The sequence below is a fragment of the Asticcacaulis sp. genome (assembly GCF_035497195.1).
Taxonomy (GTDB): Bacteria; Pseudomonadota; Alphaproteobacteria; order Caulobacterales; family Caulobacteraceae; genus Asticcacaulis.
Window position 1 is genome coordinate 102,828 of record NZ_DATJDZ010000022.1, and the last position, 17,204, is coordinate 120,031.

General features: G+C 57.2%; 21 protein-coding genes. 11 read left to right on the forward strand and 10 right to left on the reverse strand.

The window, feature by feature from the left end:
* Window positions 1-21 precede the first annotated feature (21 nt).
* From VL130_RS13905 to VL130_RS13920, 4 genes are all read right to left on the reverse strand, one after another.
* A complete protein-coding gene (locus VL130_RS13905; RefSeq protein ID WP_325363528.1) occupies window positions 22-2,562 on the reverse strand; it encodes a TonB-dependent receptor in 2,541 nt (846 codons plus the stop codon).
* An 81-nt stretch (window positions 2,563-2,643) separates the two neighbouring features.
* Window positions 2,644-3,588, reverse strand: coding sequence for a FecR family protein (locus VL130_RS13910; protein ID WP_325363529.1), 945 nt, complete (start codon window positions 3,586-3,588; stop codon window positions 2,644-2,646).
* A gap of 66 nt (window positions 3,589-3,654) precedes the next feature.
* Window positions 3,655-4,230 carry an RNA polymerase sigma factor gene (locus VL130_RS13915; protein ID WP_325363530.1) on the reverse strand — a complete coding sequence of 192 codons (576 nt, stop codon included), beginning with the start codon at window positions 4,228-4,230 and terminating at the stop codon, window positions 3,655-3,657.
* A complete protein-coding gene (locus VL130_RS13920; RefSeq protein ID WP_325363531.1) occupies window positions 4,227-4,526 on the reverse strand; it encodes a helix-turn-helix transcriptional regulator in 300 nt (99 codons plus the stop codon). Before VL130_RS13920 ends, VL130_RS13915 begins: the two co-directional genes overlap by 4 nt.
* Before the next feature lie 72 nt (window positions 4,527-4,598).
* Between VL130_RS13920 and VL130_RS13925 the strand changes: the two genes are divergently transcribed.
* The 4 genes from VL130_RS13925 (at window position 4,599) to VL130_RS13940 (ending at window position 6,033) form a co-directional block, all read left to right on the forward strand.
* Window positions 4,599-4,931 (forward strand): helix-turn-helix transcriptional regulator, encoded by a 333-nt coding sequence (locus VL130_RS13925; RefSeq protein WP_325363532.1) that lies wholly within the window; start codon window positions 4,599-4,601, stop codon window positions 4,929-4,931.
* 83 nt (window positions 4,932-5,014) lie between these two features.
* Window positions 5,015-5,296, forward strand: a complete 282-nt coding sequence (locus VL130_RS13930; protein WP_325363533.1) for a helix-turn-helix transcriptional regulator — start codon at window positions 5,015-5,017, stop codon at window positions 5,294-5,296.
* Between the two features lie 72 nt (window positions 5,297-5,368).
* Window positions 5,369-5,635: a hypothetical protein gene (locus VL130_RS13935; protein WP_325363534.1), complete on the forward strand. Its 267-nt coding sequence runs from the start codon at window positions 5,369-5,371 to the stop codon at window positions 5,633-5,635.
* Window positions 5,632-6,033 (forward strand): type II toxin-antitoxin system VapC family toxin, encoded by a 402-nt coding sequence (locus VL130_RS13940; RefSeq protein WP_325363535.1) that lies wholly within the window; start codon window positions 5,632-5,634, stop codon window positions 6,031-6,033. The genes VL130_RS13935 and VL130_RS13940 overlap by 4 nt, the downstream gene beginning before the upstream one ends.
* On the opposite strand, the gene VL130_RS13945 is transcribed toward VL130_RS13940, so the two are convergent.
* A complete protein-coding gene (locus VL130_RS13945) occupies window positions 6,018-7,739 on the reverse strand; it encodes an ABC transporter ATP-binding protein (RefSeq protein WP_325363536.1) in 1,722 nt (573 codons plus the stop codon). The two genes, VL130_RS13940 and VL130_RS13945, sit on opposite strands and share 16 nt — an antisense overlap.
* A 194-nt stretch (window positions 7,740-7,933) precedes the next feature.
* On the opposite strand from VL130_RS13945, the gene VL130_RS13950 reads away from it, so the two are divergent.
* The gene (locus VL130_RS13950; RefSeq protein WP_325363538.1) at window positions 7,934-8,356 is read left to right on the forward strand and encodes a helix-turn-helix transcriptional regulator; all 423 of its coding nucleotides are present in this window, start codon (window positions 7,934-7,936) and stop codon (window positions 8,354-8,356) included.
* A gap of 93 nt (window positions 8,357-8,449) precedes the next feature.
* Window positions 8,450-9,199 carry a helix-turn-helix transcriptional regulator gene (locus VL130_RS13955; protein ID WP_325363540.1) on the forward strand — a complete coding sequence of 250 codons (750 nt, stop codon included), beginning with the start codon at window positions 8,450-8,452 and terminating at the stop codon, window positions 9,197-9,199.
* Between the two features lie 109 nt (window positions 9,200-9,308).
* Here the strand turns inward: VL130_RS13955 and VL130_RS13960 are convergent, their stop codons facing one another.
* Window positions 9,309-9,632 (reverse strand): hypothetical protein, encoded by a 324-nt coding sequence (locus VL130_RS13960; protein ID WP_325363542.1) that lies wholly within the window; start codon window positions 9,630-9,632, stop codon window positions 9,309-9,311.
* A gap of 78 nt (window positions 9,633-9,710) precedes the next feature.
* Here VL130_RS13960 and VL130_RS13965 point away from each other — a divergent pair, with 78 nt between their 5' ends.
* On the forward strand, window positions 9,711-9,881 hold the full coding sequence (locus VL130_RS13965) for a hypothetical protein (protein ID WP_325363544.1): 171 nt from the start codon (window positions 9,711-9,713) through the stop codon (window positions 9,879-9,881).
* A gap of 24 nt (window positions 9,882-9,905) precedes the next feature.
* Here the strand turns inward: VL130_RS13965 and VL130_RS13970 are convergent, their stop codons facing one another.
* Both VL130_RS13970 and VL130_RS13975 read right to left on the reverse strand, forming a co-directional pair.
* Window positions 9,906-10,160 (reverse strand): pentapeptide repeat-containing protein, encoded by a 255-nt coding sequence (locus VL130_RS13970; RefSeq protein WP_325363546.1) that lies wholly within the window; start codon window positions 10,158-10,160, stop codon window positions 9,906-9,908.
* Between the two features lie 87 nt (window positions 10,161-10,247).
* A complete protein-coding gene (locus VL130_RS13975) occupies window positions 10,248-11,129 on the reverse strand; it encodes a glyoxalase superfamily protein (protein ID WP_325363548.1) in 882 nt (293 codons plus the stop codon).
* A 454-nt stretch (window positions 11,130-11,583) separates the two neighbouring features.
* Here VL130_RS13975 and VL130_RS13980 point away from each other — a divergent pair, with 454 nt between their 5' ends.
* Complete coding sequence (locus VL130_RS13980; protein WP_325363550.1) at window positions 11,584-11,790, forward strand: phosphoribulokinase; 207 nt, start codon at window positions 11,584-11,586, stop codon at window positions 11,788-11,790.
* A gap of 619 nt (window positions 11,791-12,409) precedes the next feature.
* Window positions 12,410-13,543, forward strand: coding sequence for an NAD(P)/FAD-dependent oxidoreductase (locus VL130_RS13985; protein WP_325363552.1), 1,134 nt, complete (start codon window positions 12,410-12,412; stop codon window positions 13,541-13,543).
* A 2-nt stretch (window positions 13,544-13,545) separates the two neighbouring features.
* On the opposite strand, the gene VL130_RS13990 is transcribed toward VL130_RS13985, so the two are convergent.
* Entirely contained in the window at window positions 13,546-14,166 is a 621-nt protein-coding gene (locus VL130_RS13990) for a TetR/AcrR family transcriptional regulator (RefSeq protein WP_325363554.1), read from the reverse strand.
* A 174-nt stretch (window positions 14,167-14,340) separates the two neighbouring features.
* Here VL130_RS13990 and VL130_RS13995 point away from each other — a divergent pair, with 174 nt between their 5' ends.
* Window positions 14,341-15,225, forward strand: a complete 885-nt coding sequence (locus VL130_RS13995) for an alpha/beta hydrolase (RefSeq protein ID WP_325363556.1) — start codon at window positions 14,341-14,343, stop codon at window positions 15,223-15,225.
* A gap of 158 nt (window positions 15,226-15,383) precedes the next feature.
* Here the strand turns inward: VL130_RS13995 and VL130_RS14000 are convergent, their stop codons facing one another.
* The gene (locus VL130_RS14000; RefSeq protein ID WP_325363558.1) at window positions 15,384-16,280 is read right to left on the reverse strand and encodes a LysR family transcriptional regulator; all 897 of its coding nucleotides are present in this window, start codon (window positions 16,278-16,280) and stop codon (window positions 15,384-15,386) included.
* A 257-nt stretch (window positions 16,281-16,537) separates the two neighbouring features.
* Between VL130_RS14000 and VL130_RS14005 the strand changes: the two genes are divergently transcribed.
* Entirely contained in the window at window positions 16,538-17,197 is a 660-nt protein-coding gene (locus VL130_RS14005) for an FMN-dependent NADH-azoreductase (RefSeq protein WP_325363560.1), read from the forward strand.
* The last annotated feature ends 7 nt before the right edge of the window (window positions 17,198-17,204 follow it).

The window sequence follows — 17,204 nt, forward strand, 5'->3', positions numbered from 1 at the left end:
AGGTTGCCAATAGCGAAGTCATCACCAGGCCTTGGTGACGGTGAAGCTGACGTAACGCCCCAGAATGGATGCGTTCGTTTGATCAAAATGCGGGAGCGTCGCGGCCGGGCTATAGGTTCGAGGCGGTATTTTGTCGAATAGGTTGCTGGCGGCCAGGGCGAATTTTACACCAGACAACGCGCCGTGAGATGTGCGCAAAGCGTAGTTGACCGTGGCATCGACAGTGGTCCATGACGCAATTTCTGCGGCGGGCGTAACCCCTGTATCCGTTTCGGACGATAGAAAGTTCACAATGCCAGTGGCAGAAAACCCGCCGGATTGCCAAGACAGCCCGCCACGTGCCCGAAATTTGGGCGCGTAGTAAAGGTTACCGGACAAGGTGCGAACCGGCTGCGTAATCAGGGTCTGCTGTCTCAAGGTAAGCCACGTCGCATTGGCGAAAACGCTCAGGTCTCCCTGGCCGACCGCAAAGTTATCTCGGACTGAGAGGTCAATCCCTTTGGCCGTCTGTGCCGCTGCATTGGTGTATTGATCGTGAAGGATCGCCACAACAGTCGTCGGATCATAGGAGCCGACATCATTGTAGAACACATCCGCGCTTGCGATCATCGCAGACTGCGCCGCCGCCGAGGGCGCCATATCGAAAAATGGCGCATACTGAGGATCGGGCAAGGAGGTCGTCCAGTCAGGGACAGGCGTGACGACACGATCCGTATAGTCGATGTCAAAATAAGACGCTGAGATACGCAGATTTTTCATGGTGGTCGGCGCGTAATCGAAGCCGGCTGTCCAGGAGCGAGACCTCTCTGGCTTGAGCGAAGGATTACCGCCGGTGCTAAGTAGGACGGTGTCGTTAGAGGCGCCACCCAGGTTTGCCGCGCTGTCTAACGTCACATAGTGGGCACTGTACATCTGCAGCAATGACGGGGCCTTGAACGACCTGCCCCAGGTGCCACGCAGCGTCAGGTCCGACGTCGGCATATAGCGAAAGCCAATCTTTGGATTGGTGCTGGTGCCAAGATCGTCGTATTGCTCTGTTCGAAACGACGCATCAACGGAGAACTCGTGAAGCCCGACACGCGTAGTGGACGGTGCGACCAAGGGGATACTCGTTTCACCATAAATGTACGAAATCCGACGGTGGGCACGAACATAGCTGCTGCCCGAGAAGCCTTGCTGGAACGTTTCATCGCGATAGCCTGCACCAAAGGCCGTTTTAACATCACCTGAGGGCAACGTCAGCAAACGGCCGTCTGCCGTCACTTCGAACGACTGAAGTTCGTTTTTGTAGATCGTGTGAGCTGTGAGGTTATAGGCAGGATAGCGGATGAAATAGCTGTTTCGGCTCCCGGAGCCAACTGCCGAGGCGCGCAGGTGCCAGTCGCGAGGCAGCGATACATCCAGAGTGAGCGCTGCATTCAACGATGGTGTAAATTGTGCACCGTTGCTCAGCAGAGAGGTCGGCGACAGACGGCTCGTACTGTGCGATTTTCGTTCGCTGTAAAGCGCATCGAACGACAACTTGGCCACTTCGCCAAAGTCATGCCCGGCACTGAGGAACAAGCTCTGCCGTTCCTGCGCCCGTAGCAAGGTCGTGATCGGATACATGTTTGACAAAGCGCGACGTTCCCCCGTGCGAACCGGGTCCTGTTTGGAGTAGTCGTAATCCATCACGAGATAGCTGTTGTAGCCCGACATCCCGGTAAGCGCACTAAAACCGCGCTCGTCTCCCCCGCCCTCAGCCGAGGTGCCGGCCCTCGCGCTGATCTCTCCACCCTTGAAATTGCGGCGCAATACGACGTTCATCACACCTGCCACAGCATCAGCTCCGTAAAGCGCTGAAGCGCCATCCGGCACGACATCAATCCGCTGGATGGCCGACAGCGGAATAGCGGAGATATCGGCGCCCTGGAAAAACGCGTCCGCGCCGAGACGATGTCCGTTCAATAGGACAAGCGTCGCGTCTGATCCCAGGCCGCGGAGATTGACAGTCGAGGCATTCGAAATGTTCTGGTTGGTGAGATCGCCACCTGCATAGGCAACGCCCGGATTTTGACCGCCATTGAAATTTTCAGGAAGGCTGCGGACGAGGTCGCCCATTTGTGAGTAACCCGATTGTTCTATGTCTTTTCGGGTGAGAGTATGCACGGGAGAACTTGGATTGGCTCCGCGAATGTGTGTTCCCGTGACGATCACTTCGGTCGGCGTCTCAGCCGAATTTCCCGAGACGGGGGCAGCCGTCCTGACGGCGCGAAGTGTTATCGCAGTTTCGGTTTGCTCAGCAACTTCAAGCCCTGTATCTTTGAGCAAAAACGCCAGGCACTCATCGCGCGTATACTTCCCTGAGATGGCGGGCGCTGTATGCGCGGCAGCCAAATCGTATGGAAACAGGATACGGACCCCGGCCTGCTTCGCAAAATCGTTCAGCGCCCGCGCTGCATTTTCCCTCGGTATCTGGAAAGTGAACGTCCTTTCCGCTGCCATAGCGGTACCTGACAGCAATAGAACGACCGCCAGCGCTGAGCTACATTGACGAATGGCTTTGCGTGAAATTTGAAACATGTGCCGCCCCTTTTCTATGTCACTTTCGTGACGTGTAAGGTGCAGTCCATTGCTCAAGGCAAAGCGTTCAATCGGTGGGCATTATTTTGTCAGAGCGATATTGCCGGTACCGTCGTCGACGACGCGGATGCCAAAACCGGCATGCAGGGCGCGCAGGAACCCATCAGGGTCCTGCGTCGGATATCGACCGCCAAGCCTGACGCCCGCGAGCGACCCATCAGCGATAACAATCTTACGCGTCAGGTAACGATTATATTCCGCCACAGCGCTCTCAAGGGTCTGACCTTGAAATACCAATTCATTTTGGGGCCAGGCCTCAAGTGCAGCCGTGTCCATGGCATCCAGCGGCCGAACAATATTTTGCTGCGCACTCGCAAGCACCGCATGGTTCGATTGTATTTGGGTAGCAACAGAGGATTTGGTTTGCCGCCCGGATCGAAGGGCGCAGGTCCCAGACACGACCGCCAGATCAAGCAAATTTCCGCGCAGGCGTGCATTGATAGTCGCGCGCTGAAACTCAGCTACCCGTTCGTCGGTATGCAGCATGCCGGGCCGGTCACTGTTCCCAAAATCGGCGGATACCTCGCCTCTTCGTAACCAGACATCGATGCGGTCAGGCTCAGCACGCCATTGCACCTTCGAGTCCGTATTTAGCTCCAATTTCCCCCCGCCGGGCAAGGCCACACTTTGCCGTTCACCGATAGCGGTCGTTACTGTCGCCTTGGCTTGCGAAAAAGCAAAGAACGCGCCGCCAACGCTGGCGACGGCCACGGATGCTGCCGAAACAAGCAGGTGTCTTCGCGAAAGGGTACTGGCTTTGGGAGGATTTTCCTTCAAACCTGGTTTCGCGCGATCCAGTATAGACAGGGCGTTAACGACCTGCACGAAGGCGGCGGCGTGTCGGGGGTCTTTGTCACGCCATGCCTCGAATGCAACACGATCGGCCGTGCCAGTATCCATACCGGCAAGCCAGTCGGCCGCTTCATCCCTTAGCTCATCCCAGGAAGTCTTGTCGTTGTCAGTCACAATGCCTCCCCGGCCGCTCTGATTCATGTTGCCGGGTACTTTCATAATCCGTTTGCCGCAAATCGTCTATTCGTCGTTCACAGCAAGGCCGTCACCACTGACAACAATCCTTTGCCGCCGGACGCTGCCTCTTTCAGCGAGTCGCTGGGTCAATATGGCCAAGCCGCGTGCCATATGACGTCTAACGGTAACCAGGTCTATCCCGAGCCGGCGCGCGATTTCTCGGGGCGGGAGGTCTTCGACCCGCCGCATTATGATCACCTGCCGACAGCGGACCGGCATGCCGTCAAGAATCTCGAACACGGCCTCAAGTTCTTCCCGGCCCGATAGATTGTCAAACGCATCGGGGCCGACGTCCGAATGGGCCAGGCCCTCGTAGGTCGCAAGCTGATGTATGGGAATGATCTTCTGACGATTTACCCAGTTCACGGAACGGCAGTAGACAATCCGAAGCACGTAGGCCTTAGGATCAATGGCCTTCTGCCAGTTCGTCCCCGCCAAGATCTCAGCATAGACGTCTTGCACGACGTCGCGCGCAACCTCGATGTTGCCGGTCAGTCGCCTGGCCAGCGCTTGATACGCATATTGATGCGGGAGAACTTCCGCGCACATCCAGCGGTCGACGTCGCGCAGCCAGCTCATTGCGTGGCACCGTCATGACTGAAGAAGTCGGCGACAGGCACGTTGAAGCACTTGGCCAGGGCAAAGAGTTGCTGCGCCGAAATGCGCTGACGGCCCGCTTCAAATCGGCCAAAAGTCTTGTCCGATACCCCAACTGATGTCGCGATAAAAGCGATCGGTATGCCGGACTGCACGCGGATCGACCGCAGGCGATTTCCGACGAATTGATCGATGGCATTGGCCCGCCCGAACGCACAATGCCCTAACCAGGTCGTCGCGTGGCGTAATTGATCCTTTGTGTGCGAAATCCCAAACAAAACCACACTCCCCTGTCGTTTTATACAATAGATTGTATAGAGTAAAATACTGAAAAACTGTCCAATATTGGCATGAAGTTGGCCGATCTAGTTGGATGGAATTTGAATAGAATCCGGCTTGATGCCGAGATGACTCAGGAAGAGTTGTCTCATCGCTGCGAAATTATCCATCAAGGATTCATCAGTGATTTGGAAAACGGCAAACATAACGCTTCGATCGAAACACTTGTTATACTAGCGAACGCTTTAGACGTCACAATCTCGGAGTTCTATTCCTTGAATCGCGCCCCTTCAAACCTGACGACCGGGCCACTGATCGTTGAGACACGAAACCACGGCACCAAAGTGTTGGATATTGATCCCAAGGTTTACGGCTTACCCAAGCTAACCCCCAATAACGGTTGATAGTTCACAAATTAGGTCCACTCCGACGCATTTATACAATCGATTGTATAGAGAAACAAGAGCGAAACCTTGATCCATACTCAATGGATATCGAACGCTTGATCGGCTGGAATGTGCAGCGTCTTCGCAAGGATCGACGGCTGTCTCAAGAGGAACTTGCGCTTAGGATTGAGACAGTTGCACAATCGTATGTGAGCTTTCTCGAAGGCGGCAAGAGAAATCCAACAGCGGTCACACTTTATCTTATCGCGAAAAGTCTAAATGTGTCTGTCGGCGATTTGTTTGATGAAGGTGGGGCACCAGACAGCATTGCCAAAGGGCCGGTTGTGATACGCAGTTCTCGATCGGGCAAAAAGCGGATATAACTGTTCAACTCAAGAGCTAGCTTGCCATTCTTACGAAAATTGTGTACACAATTTGAACGGTTGGAGTACCACATGCCCCGCGTTTCTGCCAATATCCCTTCGCCCCGCCGCATCGGCATTCGCGAGTTCAGAGGCAACCTGAATGGCTTCCTGCAGGAAGTGCAGGCTGGGCAATCCTTTGTGCTGACGTCGCACCATAAGGCCGTCGCTGAAGTCCGGCCGGCCCAATCGGTAGACATCGAACGCCGGCCCGGTGCCCTACGGGGGCGGATCAAGTTGTCGAAAGACTTTGATGTGATGCCAGATGAAGAGCTGAAGGCGATGGAGTCCGGCGATTGAGGCTGCTCCTCGACACGCATGCCCTCCTCTGGTGGCTCAACGACGATCCGAAACTGGAAGATGACGCGCGGGCGCTTATCCTCGACCCGGACAACGAAATCCTCGTGAGCGTTGTGTCCCTGTGGGAAATCGCGGTAAAATCGCGCATCGGAAAACTCAACGTCACGGTCGATGATGTTCTGGCTGTCCTGCCTGATCAGGGCTTCGATCGGATTGGCATTGAAGACGCCCATCTCAGCGCACTCCAACAGCTCCCCCTTCACCACCGCGACCCGTTCGATCATTTGCTGCTTGCGCAGGCCATGGCCGAGGCTGCGGTATTCTTGACCGAGGATGCACACGCGGCGTCGTACGGCGTATCGATCAAGACCTGTTCGAACGTTCAGTCGACCTCTTGAGCCGCTTCGTGCCCATCCGGATCATCGCCAGCCCATAGGGCCCGATAAGCGGCGAACCGGAGCAGTTCATCGTGGCCACCAACTCCGGCGAGTCGCCCATCCACCATCCAAAGCACCTGGTCGGCATCTTGCACGACCGACAGCCGGTGCGTGACCACGATAATCGTCGTCGCCGTGCCACGGATAGCTCTCAGATCCGCAAGCGCCTTTTGTTCGCTCGCCGGGTCCATGGCCGAGGTGCTTTCATCGAGGATCAGGCAAGGCACGTCGATGCCGGCGACTCTCGCAAGTTCCATCTTCTGCAATTGCCCGCCTGATAGTTTGGCGCCAGCCTCCCCGACTGGCTGATCGAGGTCTATCACCTGCCCCGACTCAAAGAAGTCCCATCGCTTGAGACGGTCGACCGCGCATGCCGCGGCCTGCACGGCAGGGGGATATGTCAGATTGGCACGCAGACTCCGATTAAGCACGCCCGGCCGCTGAGGGACGTATAGAACGCTCCTGTGGCGCCACACCGGCGGCACCTCCGATAGAGGCAGCCCGTTGTGAGTGATCAGACCACTTTCTGGCGCGAGCCGGCCGGCGATTAGCTTCGACAAGGTGGACTTCCCGGAGCCATTTCGACCGACGATGGCGCTGAATGAGGCGTGCGGGAACTCGGCCGATACCTTGTCAATAACGGGACCTCCGAGCGCATAGCTGAAACTGACATCGCTAACCTCCACACTGGAGGCCCGGCGGCACATCGAAGGGGCAGTTGGCCGGTCCGGGACCTCCGTCACTACGGTCACAGACATGACCTCTGAGATATTGGCGATCGCCGCGGCGGACTGACTGATGATGAAGCCAACCGCGGCCATCGGGAGGACGAGGTTCAGCCCGTAGGCTTGGAGAAGGACGAAATCACCCGTGGTGATGGCGCCCCGATTGAGATCTATGGCCGCCAGCAGCAGCAATAAGAACATGCCGCTGGCGACCATCGCGTACTGCATGCCGCTTAGCCCAACCAGTGACCACCCCATACAAGTCGCCGCCCTGGTCCGATCTGACAAGGCGACTTCGACGGCATTCACCTCGTAATCAATCGCCCCATTGCACACGACCCGTTCCATGTTGCGAAGGACGTCGCCAATTAGGCCCGCATTTGTGCCACTGGCGATGACGAAGCCCTTCGCCGCTTCGTTTATCCGGCGGCCGCCCAGCCAGCTGATGGCAACGAATCCCACGGCAAGCAGCGCCAGGATGATCAGATACCGCCACGACATGAGCCGGACGATGACGGCCAAGCTCAAGACGAACTGAATCAGAAGCGGCGCAATTCTCCAGATGCATCCATCAATGACGACCATAAGGCTGTAGCCGAGTCGTTCCAGATCGCCGAGCAGTTTGCCACTGTCCTGGTCGCCCGGCCGGTCGTCTACAAGGCGCCCACGGATAGCTCTGGAGATCAGGTGCTCCGCGAGCCGCCCGTTGATGCGGGTGGAATAGATACTGCGCAGTGACCCGATAAAGCTGGTTCCGGTCCAAGCGATCACGAAGGCGGCGATATCGAGCGCAAGCCCTTCGCCCACAAAGTGAGGTGAGGACGCAGTATCGATCAGCCGCTTTAGCAACAAGGGCCCGACCGTGCCCAGTCCTACGCCAAATAACTCCAGGCTAAGGCATAGACAGACCAGCGATCGCGCGCCCAGTCTCTGGCTGATCATAAGTGCCCACAGTCGTGACGCTACCCCTAACCCACCCATTGGTTGTCTCCAAATTCACCAAACAACCTATATTATTTTAATGTGCAAAACAACAATAAGGCGATTGAGTGTTGAAACGCTCTACAATGTGTTACGTTGGCAGGGGAATCACTCATCGCGTAGCCATCTTCTTCAGACACTTCGAGGATACATTCATGACCGAGGGCAGCAAGCAACCAGAGCCGGTTGACGTTCATGTGGGAATGGCAATTCGCCGCAGGCGCAGAAGCATCGGCATGTCGCAGGGCACTTTAGCCGAAGAGATGGGCGTTACGCCGCAACAGGTCCAGAAATACGAGACGGCCGCCTCCCGCATCAGTGCGTCTAAGGTTTTCCAGGCGGGGCGCGCCCTGAAGGTCCCGGTATCCTACTTCTTCGCAGAGATAGACGATCAGGAACTCCAAGATTTTTCCGCTGAGATCGAAGCCAATGTCTCGGCATTTCTAAAAACCAGTGACGGACAGGAACTCGCGACGATCTTCCCACAGATCGAAGATACGACGGTGCGCAAGCAGTTCCTCGGCCTCGCGCGCGCCATGGCCAATGCCAGTCAGGCTGGCAAGCCCGCTCAAACCTAGCGAGCCCATGGCGCCTTCAGTTTGCGCGCTCCCCCCGAGCGCCAAATCACGACCGATTGGCCGTGGCCTTCGCTTTGGAAGAAAGGTGCCAAAATGCCGTTATCAATTGCCGGTCCTGTATTCATTGAATTCGCCCTCGGTTGCGCGGCCGCCCCCACCAAGGAAGCGCTCTCCGCCCTCCTCATCAAGACCGTGGGCAGGCTCGGGTTTGACCAGGTCAATGTGTCGATCATGCGCGACTGCAGCCTGCCGAGTGAGGAACTGATGTTTGGCTTGGCCAACACCTACCCCGAGGATTGGCAGCAATACTACGCCGACAAGGCGTGCATGCGTTTCGATCCGGTCGCCCAGAATGCCCGAGGCAACGGCAACCCATTCTTCTGGTCCGACCTGCATACCACTATGAACCTGACGTCCCTGCAAACGGGTTTTCTCGGTCTGGCCGGTGAGGCGGGCCTGAACAACGGCATCGGCCTGCCATTCCCCGGTGCGCATGCCCTTCATGGCGGCATAGCCTTGGCAACATCCAACCCCGCCGACGAGCATCTGCGCGACCTGAATATCCTTTGGGCCATCTCGAACCTGTTTTACAAACGCCTTCGCGAAATCCTGGCCCCTGCGAAATCGTTGCTCAATGAACGGGTGGAAATGACCGTCCGCGAAACCGACATCCTGATCCTGTCCGCAAAGGGTCTAAGCGACCGGAGGATTGCGAACCAGATCGGCAGATCCGAAAACACGGTCAACACACACATGCGTCGCATATACCATAAGCTGGGCGCTCACACGCGGCTACAGGCGTTTTCCAATGCGGTAAAGCAACAGCTTATCGATTTGCCGTAAAGATATGCTCTCCAAGCCTGATACAATCCGTCTGCCGCCAACAAGCGCAGGACAAAGGCGGCAACTCAGACGGCAATGTTTCGGAAGATGAGTTGATGTCGTTAGGTCCTTACTTGCCACGCGCCTGACGGCGCGCCTCGCCCGCTTTCTCTTCGCGGACCGCCCGCTTCCAAATCTTTATGGGTACAACAGGCGTCGTTTCGCTCAATGCACTGAGTTGTCGAATGATGACCTTCAGATCGGCTGCCGTGTCCGGCAATCCCAACCGAATAATTTCGAGCTTCCGTCGTATTGTAGAATAGGCATGGGCTGCAATCATGTGGCTCTGGGCGCGCTCTGGGCGCGCTCTGACCATCGCAAAAGAGATAGAAGGATGGACAAGGTCGAGACAACGAGACGTAGGCAGACGACGTTGCCCCTTGATGTTATCCAATCTTGAGTTCGCTCTGGCGGTTGGTTTTTCCGTTTTCGATACTGGTGGGAGCGTCGGTGACCGGCGCGGAGCTGCGCGATGAGCGCAGCGCCGATGCCGGCGGAAGCCAGATCGATATCGGTGCGGGCAGTTATCCCGGCCATAGCCGGGATCAGCGAAGGCGTAAGGATCGATGGAGCTGTTGTCCCACGTCTTGCCACTCACATGCAGTTCGTTGCGCAGGATCAGGGCGGTATCGCTGACAATTGAGGTGAGTTTCTCAGGGCCTAAAGGTCATGTTAAACGCGCGAGTTCCGCTTCAATGAGCGCCTGGATGTCATGTCCGAAGATGGTCAGGCCATCAATATTGGCATTGGTAATTGCGACACCCGACATGTCGATATCGTGGAGTTTGGCGTCCCTCAGATTAATGTTGTTAAAAGTGCTGGCGGACAAGTCGACATTCTCGAACTTACACCCCTTCATCGAGCAATCCTCGAAGCTCCCTCCTTCAATCCGTTTGTTCACAAACTTATTTTCGGTAGTCATTGTCTATCTCCTCTTCTTTAGGGCGCCTTCTAAACTCTGTTTATAAATCAAGGCTCGTCTTATCCGAATTGCCGGCAGCATGAGTCATCAGGTGCCTCCGTTGGTCGGTTCGGTCTGATGGTATTGCACAAAAGAAATCTCGTTGCCGCTCGGATCGCGAACATAAAAATCCGTCCCGCCCCACGGCTGATCGACAAGCCCGCGCGAAATATGCACACCTCGGCTATCGAACTCAGCACGCAGTGCATGAATATCTGAGACTTCGACCGTCGCGAGAACAAGAGCTTCTTCCGTCGCGGCAAGCTCGGCGAAGTTGGGATGAGCGACATAGCGCAGGTGAAGGCACGCCCCATCACGCGACACGGAACCGTAAAAAGGGGGGGTGCCATAAAGGAAGTCTGTCGAGAAACCCAAGTCCATATAAAACTGGGCGGCCTGTGTGACATCGCTTACAAAGAAGATCGGGGTGACGCCTTTCACCTGCAAAGTCCGCGCGGAAGTTGTTTCCCGATCCGATTGTGTTTCACGTCCCACACCTATCAGGGCTGCCAATAGCTTACGTAGCCCCGCCAAGCCCGCCCGACCGATCCGCGCCGTGAGGCTAAGGTCAATCCCTTCGCGCGCCTCTGTTTGTATGCGTGCGGCGTCGCGGCCTCGCTCTGTAAGCGAAACAATGTAGCGACGACGGTCCTGCGGGTCTATCTGGCGCTCCAGATAACCCCGCGCAACAAGCGTATCGACCAACTGACCTGAGGCTTGTTTTGATAACCCAAGGTCGTCGATGATCTTGGCCAATTGGATATTGTGTGGTTCGTAAGCAAGCCCGCCTATTACATAGAGACCATTTCTGGGGATATCGTCATAGCCCTCAGCCTCCAAGGCTTTGCGCATGGCGGTGCCATATATGTTTCCGGCATGACGAATCAAATAAGGAATAGATACCGTCTCGAACCAAGCTCCTTCGCCCATTATCGCCAACCCTATGTGGTACGTAATAATGATAGTCCCATATCAGTACCAATATTCTTAGTCAAGAGTAATTGCCGCAATTGAGGATATGACAAGGTCCGCTTCGGCCACGACGGCGGTAAACTATAATGGTACGGTTCCCGCTCCGATGAACGCGCGAAGGCGTTCAGCCAGTCTAGCCTTTGGAAATCGTATGGTAAGAAAAACGGCCGGTTTTCTGGCGATCGCCGATCAATCCAATATCCAGACGTCAAACCGCAAGAAAGCCCGTTGCGGAAATCAGCATAAGGATGCCCCCCACCAGTCTCTTCTTGCGGGTGAAGCGGTGTAAATCGGCTATGCACGGGTGAAGCCGCAACCATCATGGCTGCCAAGCTGAAAACACCGCTTCAGATAGGGCGCCATCTTGTGCGGGCGTTCGAGGCGGGCTTTGAAGCTGGTGTAAAGCCCATCGATGCCAGTATTGTTTGAGACCGTTCTATCGCGCCGGATTGATGACCTGGAACCCGAACTGACCCGCCATGGCTACGATGTCAGGACCCTTTGCGATCAATTTGATGCCAAGGCCGTGGAAATTCGCCAACTCCTGCGGGGCAATCTAAATCCCCAACGGACGAACGAATTGATTGACGAAATGCGTGCTGCGGGACTGCCCGAATGACCTGTGTCCAGCAATCTGCGTCTTCGTCTCACGATCTTGCGTCTGTCTCAAAGATTGTGGACTGTGTCTCACTTAATGTGCGTGTGGCGCGCGCCACTGTCTCAATTAATTTGCGCCGAAACCGACCTTGAATCTCGCGTCAGGCCGTTAATTATTGCGCGTCGCTACAGCTATCACCCGGCAGATGTCTTTCGCGTATATCTTCAGCGGACGGCATGGGCTAGCCTTGTCGCGTTCGTCGGCGCCACGCCAATTGGCCTCGATGCCCCGCGACGCATAGTCTTGGATATCGGAATGGCTAGCGCCGCGTGCCCAGACAAGAAAGTTTGCTGACCCAGGCTGTTCTCCGCCCCAATATAGGACGTTCAGCGGAACTGTATCTCCGCTGACAACTGACAATGTTACTGACCCGCAGACGCGATAGCTGCCTTCGCTGATCCCTTGACTCACAAAAAAGCTCAAGCTACTGACGAGCGTCGCGAAAAACGGTCGTCAGCGATGAGCATTCTTCGCTTTCGGACACCGCATATATGCCGATTGTGCACGAGCACGGTCGACCAGCGTCTCCTAAATCATCCGCCAGCGTCCAGGACGCTGATGCGACCAGTGGAGCGCAACCATGACTAAAACTATCGGCATCATCGGCGCCGGCCTCGGCGGCCTGACACTCGCCCGCGTCCTCCATTTTAACGGGATCGAGGCGATCACCTTTGAGGCAGAACCATCGCCTCGAGCAAGATCGCAGGGCGGCTTGCTCGACATCCATGAATATAACGGCCAGCTAGCGCTGGAGGCTGCCGGGCTTTATGGGGATTTCCTCAAACTCGTCCGCCCCGGAGAGGATGCCAAGCGTATTGTCGATAAGGACGGCAACGTCCTTCTCAACAAACCCGGCAGTCTCCGGTCCCAGCGCCCCGAGGTCGACAGGGGTGAACTTCGTGCCATGCTCATCCGGTCGCTGCCAGAGGCGGCGATCCGATGGGGCCAAAAGGCCACGTCGATCAAGGCAGTCGGAGACAACCGGCATGAAGTGATGTTCAGTGATGGCAGGGTATTCACGCTTGATCTGCTTATCGGCGCTGACGGAGCCTGGTCGAAGGTCCGACCACTCCTTTCCGACGCCACGCCGGTATACTCCGGCACTTGCTTTTTTGAAATTGCACATCCTGCTGGCGGTAAAGGCGCAGATGGGCGCGCGGCTGTCGTCGGCACAGGCACCGTAATGGCGGTTGCGCCGGGCAAGGGCATAATCGCTCATCGCAACTCTGATGGAACTATCGCTGGATATGTAGCGCTGAACAAACCAGAGGAATGGGTCAGGTCTATTGATTTCAGCGATGCTCGTGGCGGCCTGGCGGTCATCGCAGCGCAGTTCGAGGATTGGGCACCGAGTCTCATCGACTTCATCACTGCGAGCACTCTGGCTCATCCGACGCTCCGCCCGATCTATGCATTGCCGGTGGGGCATGAATGGCCCCGGAGACCAGGGCTGACATTGGTCGGCGATGCGGCGCATCTGATGTCCCCGTTCGCGGGCGAAGGAGCCAACCTGGCCATGCACGACGGCGCTGAGCTTGCGAAGACCATCATCGCCAACCCTGGCGACATAGAGGCCGCTCTTGAGACATATGAGCATGAGCTGTTTACGCGAACTCGTGAAATCGCAGAAATGTCGGCACAGAACCTTCAGTTGTTCTTTGGCGAGGCTGCGCCACGCAGCGTGGTGGAGATATTCAGTCACCCTGAGGGCTGAGATCAAACGATGGGCCGACCGGGATTGGCGCGGAGCCCCCGCAAAACCTGGTCGATCAGGCTGGCGCCGTACGCCTCCGTGAGGGGCATAAGCCGAAGCAGCAGGCGATAATACATCGGGCCAAAAATGGCATCGACCAGCAGTTCCGGATCGGTGTCCTCGGGGAACTCGCCCGCGTCCTTGCCGCGCTCGATGTCGCCAATCGTCGACGCCCGCCGAAGGCTGATGTGGCTATCGTAAAGTTCCTGCAGAACGGCCTGGTCGCTTTGACCCTCGGCAATCAATTCGGCCATGACTTTGCCGAAGAGGCCGTTAAACTCACCGATCAGGTGTCGCACCTTGGCGCGGATAGCCTCTTCGGCGGAGGCCGCCGGCGGCGCCTCCAGCTTTCCGACCATGCGCTCATGAAACATCGCAAAGATCAGCGCCGCCTTGGACGGCCACCATTTGTAGAGCGTTGGCTTACCTACGCCGGCCCGCTTGGCCACCGCCTCCATCGACAGGTCGCGGACCGACTTTTCATGCAGCAGCTCATAAACGGCGTCCAGGATGGCGGCGTGTGACTCGGCGGCCACGCTGCGGGGGCGGCCGATTCGTGAAGGACTTTGAGGATCGGTCTTCATTTTATATTTCCTGAACGGCACGGAAAGGATATTGACTCCACTCGAGTCTATAGATTACTTGACGGGCAGTAAAGCTAATCGGCTGCGACGCCGGTTCCTCGTTTGGAGTCCACAATGCAATCTTTCCCAGACTGGTCCCATATCCACGCTCTAACGCCCGAGGATCGGATCGTCATGACCCAGATGCGGGCCATGATCGCGCCCAACAAGGGGAAGCTGCGCGGCATCGCCGCGCGCGCGCCCTATGATGCCATCATGGGGCGGGTCCTTCCGCCCGACGGGGTGAGCTTCCGCCCCGACACGATTGGCGGCGTCACCGGCTGGTGGTGCGAGCCAGAAAATGCTCAGCCTCACGCGGCGGTTCTCCATGCGCATGGCGGGTGGTTCACCTGGGGGTCGGGCAAGTCGTTTCGGCATCTCGTCGGGCACATTGCCCGCAGTGCAAGGATCAGCGCGTTCGTCCCCGACTATCGGCTTGCGCCCGAGCATCCCTTCCCTGCGGCTCTCGAAGATGTCCATGCCTCCTATCTGGGGCTTGTCGAGAGCGGTGTGCAGTCCATCGCGTTGTCCGGGGATTCTGCCGGCGGCAACCTGACCCTGGCCTTGCTGGCGCTGATCACGGCGCAGTCGCCTGCGAACAACGCGACCTTTGGTGCCGTGGTTCTTTCCCCCGTAACCGATCTGGCGATGACGGGCCGAAGCTGGGAGAGCCGGGCGAACGCCGATCCATTCTTCATGCGGGAGCAGGCCGAGGAACTTGTCCGAGGCTATCTCGGTGGTCGTGACGCCGCGGACCACACGGCGTCACCGCTTTATGGTGACCTCGCTGGCCTGCCACCGATCCGCGTTCATGTCGGCGATGATGAAGTCCTGCTCGAGGATTCCCTGCGCTACGTCGAGCGCGCGGTCGCTGCCGGTGTCGACGCGAAAGTCGACGTCTGGGAAGGAATGGCGCACGGCTTTGTCGGCAGCATTGGCCGGCTGGACGCCGCGACCGCGGCCTTGGGCGCGATCGGCGCGTTCCTTGCCACTCGGTTCGCCGTTTCCCGCAGCGCCTGAACACCTCTTACCGAAAGACAGTCTCAGATCCTGATCGACGTCAGGACGACGCGTGTCCTCGAATGCCATGACGCAGGTAACGGATTTGTCGATCCGATAGATCGCGCTTGAAGTCGGCTATGATTGTTACGCGCTAGTGATTTCCCAGGCGAGAAGTTTCAACCGTTTACGCTCCCGAAAAGCTCGATCAGCTTGGTTTCGCAGGCCGATGGATCCCGGCCTTTGCGACGGGAGATCATGAATGTCAGTGGCCGGATATGCCACGCTCGCCGGTTGATCTCCACGAGCGCTCCACTGGCCAAGTCACTGGCAATGAGATCCGATGGCATATGGCCCCAGCCCAGCCCGGCTTTGAGGAAGTCGTGCTTTGCGCTCAGGTCGTTAAGCAGCCACTGGCGTTCGCCGGCGACGGCCATCTGAGTTTTCTCAGCCCCCGGCTGGTTGTCGGTGACGACGAGCTGAACGTGCCGACTGAACTCGTCTACAGAGACGGGTTCTGGATGCGATGCGAGCGGGTGACTTGGAGCGCATACGGTCAGCATCGGCGTTTCGCATAGCCAGTGTCTTTCGATCGCGCTCGGATTTCCTTCGGGAACATCGGCGATCGTGACTGCAAGAGAGCAGGTGCCGTCCAACACCAGATTCTCGCCCCCCTGCATAGTCGTCATGCGCAGGTCGATCACCGCCGTGGGAATGTCGGCTTGTAGGGTCCGTAGACAGTCAGTCAGATGGGCACGGGGGAAATAAACATCCACCGCTATCGAAATTAGCGGCACGCCGATCCTGGCGATTGAACCGGCCCGATTCTTCATTTCCTCCGTTCTTGAGATCACCGCGCGAGCATCCGGCAACAGGTTGCGGCCTGCCGGACTGAGTTGAGCCTTGCGAGTATTCCGCTCGAACAGCTCAACGCAAAGGGCGCTCTCGAGTGCCGTGATCGCATGGCTTATCGCTGACTGAGCGCGTTTCACCTCCCGCGCTGCACCCGAAAAGCTCCCTTGGTCGGCAACGGCGACGAAGGCACGGAGCTGGTTGATCGTTACGCCGTCGAGCATGATATATCCAAAGAGTAGATGGTACTAAGCTAAATTAAGTCAGTTCTCCTCATAAGTCAATGCGACTAAGGTTTGACAGTCTTCGATGCCGGGCACCACCCGACGCCGGGGCAAAACAAGCCAACCACTGAGAAGATGTCGCCGGTGAAGCTGCCAATCTCTCTTTTCGAAAACTAGCTCGAGTCGCGGGATCAGGACCCCGAGATTGCCAGACGCGCCCAAGCCATTCTTCAAATCAACCATTCACGAGGTCAGATATGCCTACATTACTCGTTATTGAAGTGAGTCCGCGCTTTGACTATTCTACGTCGCGCAAACTGACAGCGGTGTTCGCCGAAAAATGGAAAACCGCCAACCCGGATGGGTCGGTGATCGTGCGGGATTTGGTGAAGACCGAACTTCCGTTCGTCGATTTGCCGTGGATTATGGGCGCGTTCACGCCGCCGGAGACGCACTCCCCGGAAAGCGCGGCCGCTATCAAGGTCTCAGACGACCTCGTGGCGGAATTGAAGGCCGCCGACCGGATCGTCATCGGCACGCCGATGTACAACTTCGCGATTCCCGCCATGCTCAAGGCGTATATCGACCACATTGTGCGCGTCGGTGTCACCGTGACAGCCGACAACACAGGTCTCCTGACAGGCAAGTCCGCCGACATCATTCTCGCCAGTGGTGGCGACTTCTCCCCCGGCTCTCCGGTCGAACAGTACAATCAGGCCAGCGGCTACCTACGCCAGGTTCTTGCCTGGATCGGGATCACCGACGTCAATATCGTCCTCGCTGGTCGCGCGGTCGGAGGCACCTATGGTGAGACGGCAGTGGAGCAGCTTGGCGAAACCGTCCGCGGCGCCGCTATTCGCGAGTTGGCCATCCCGATCACGGCCCCAGTCACGGCCCCGGCCCCGATCCCGGCATAGAGTGAGG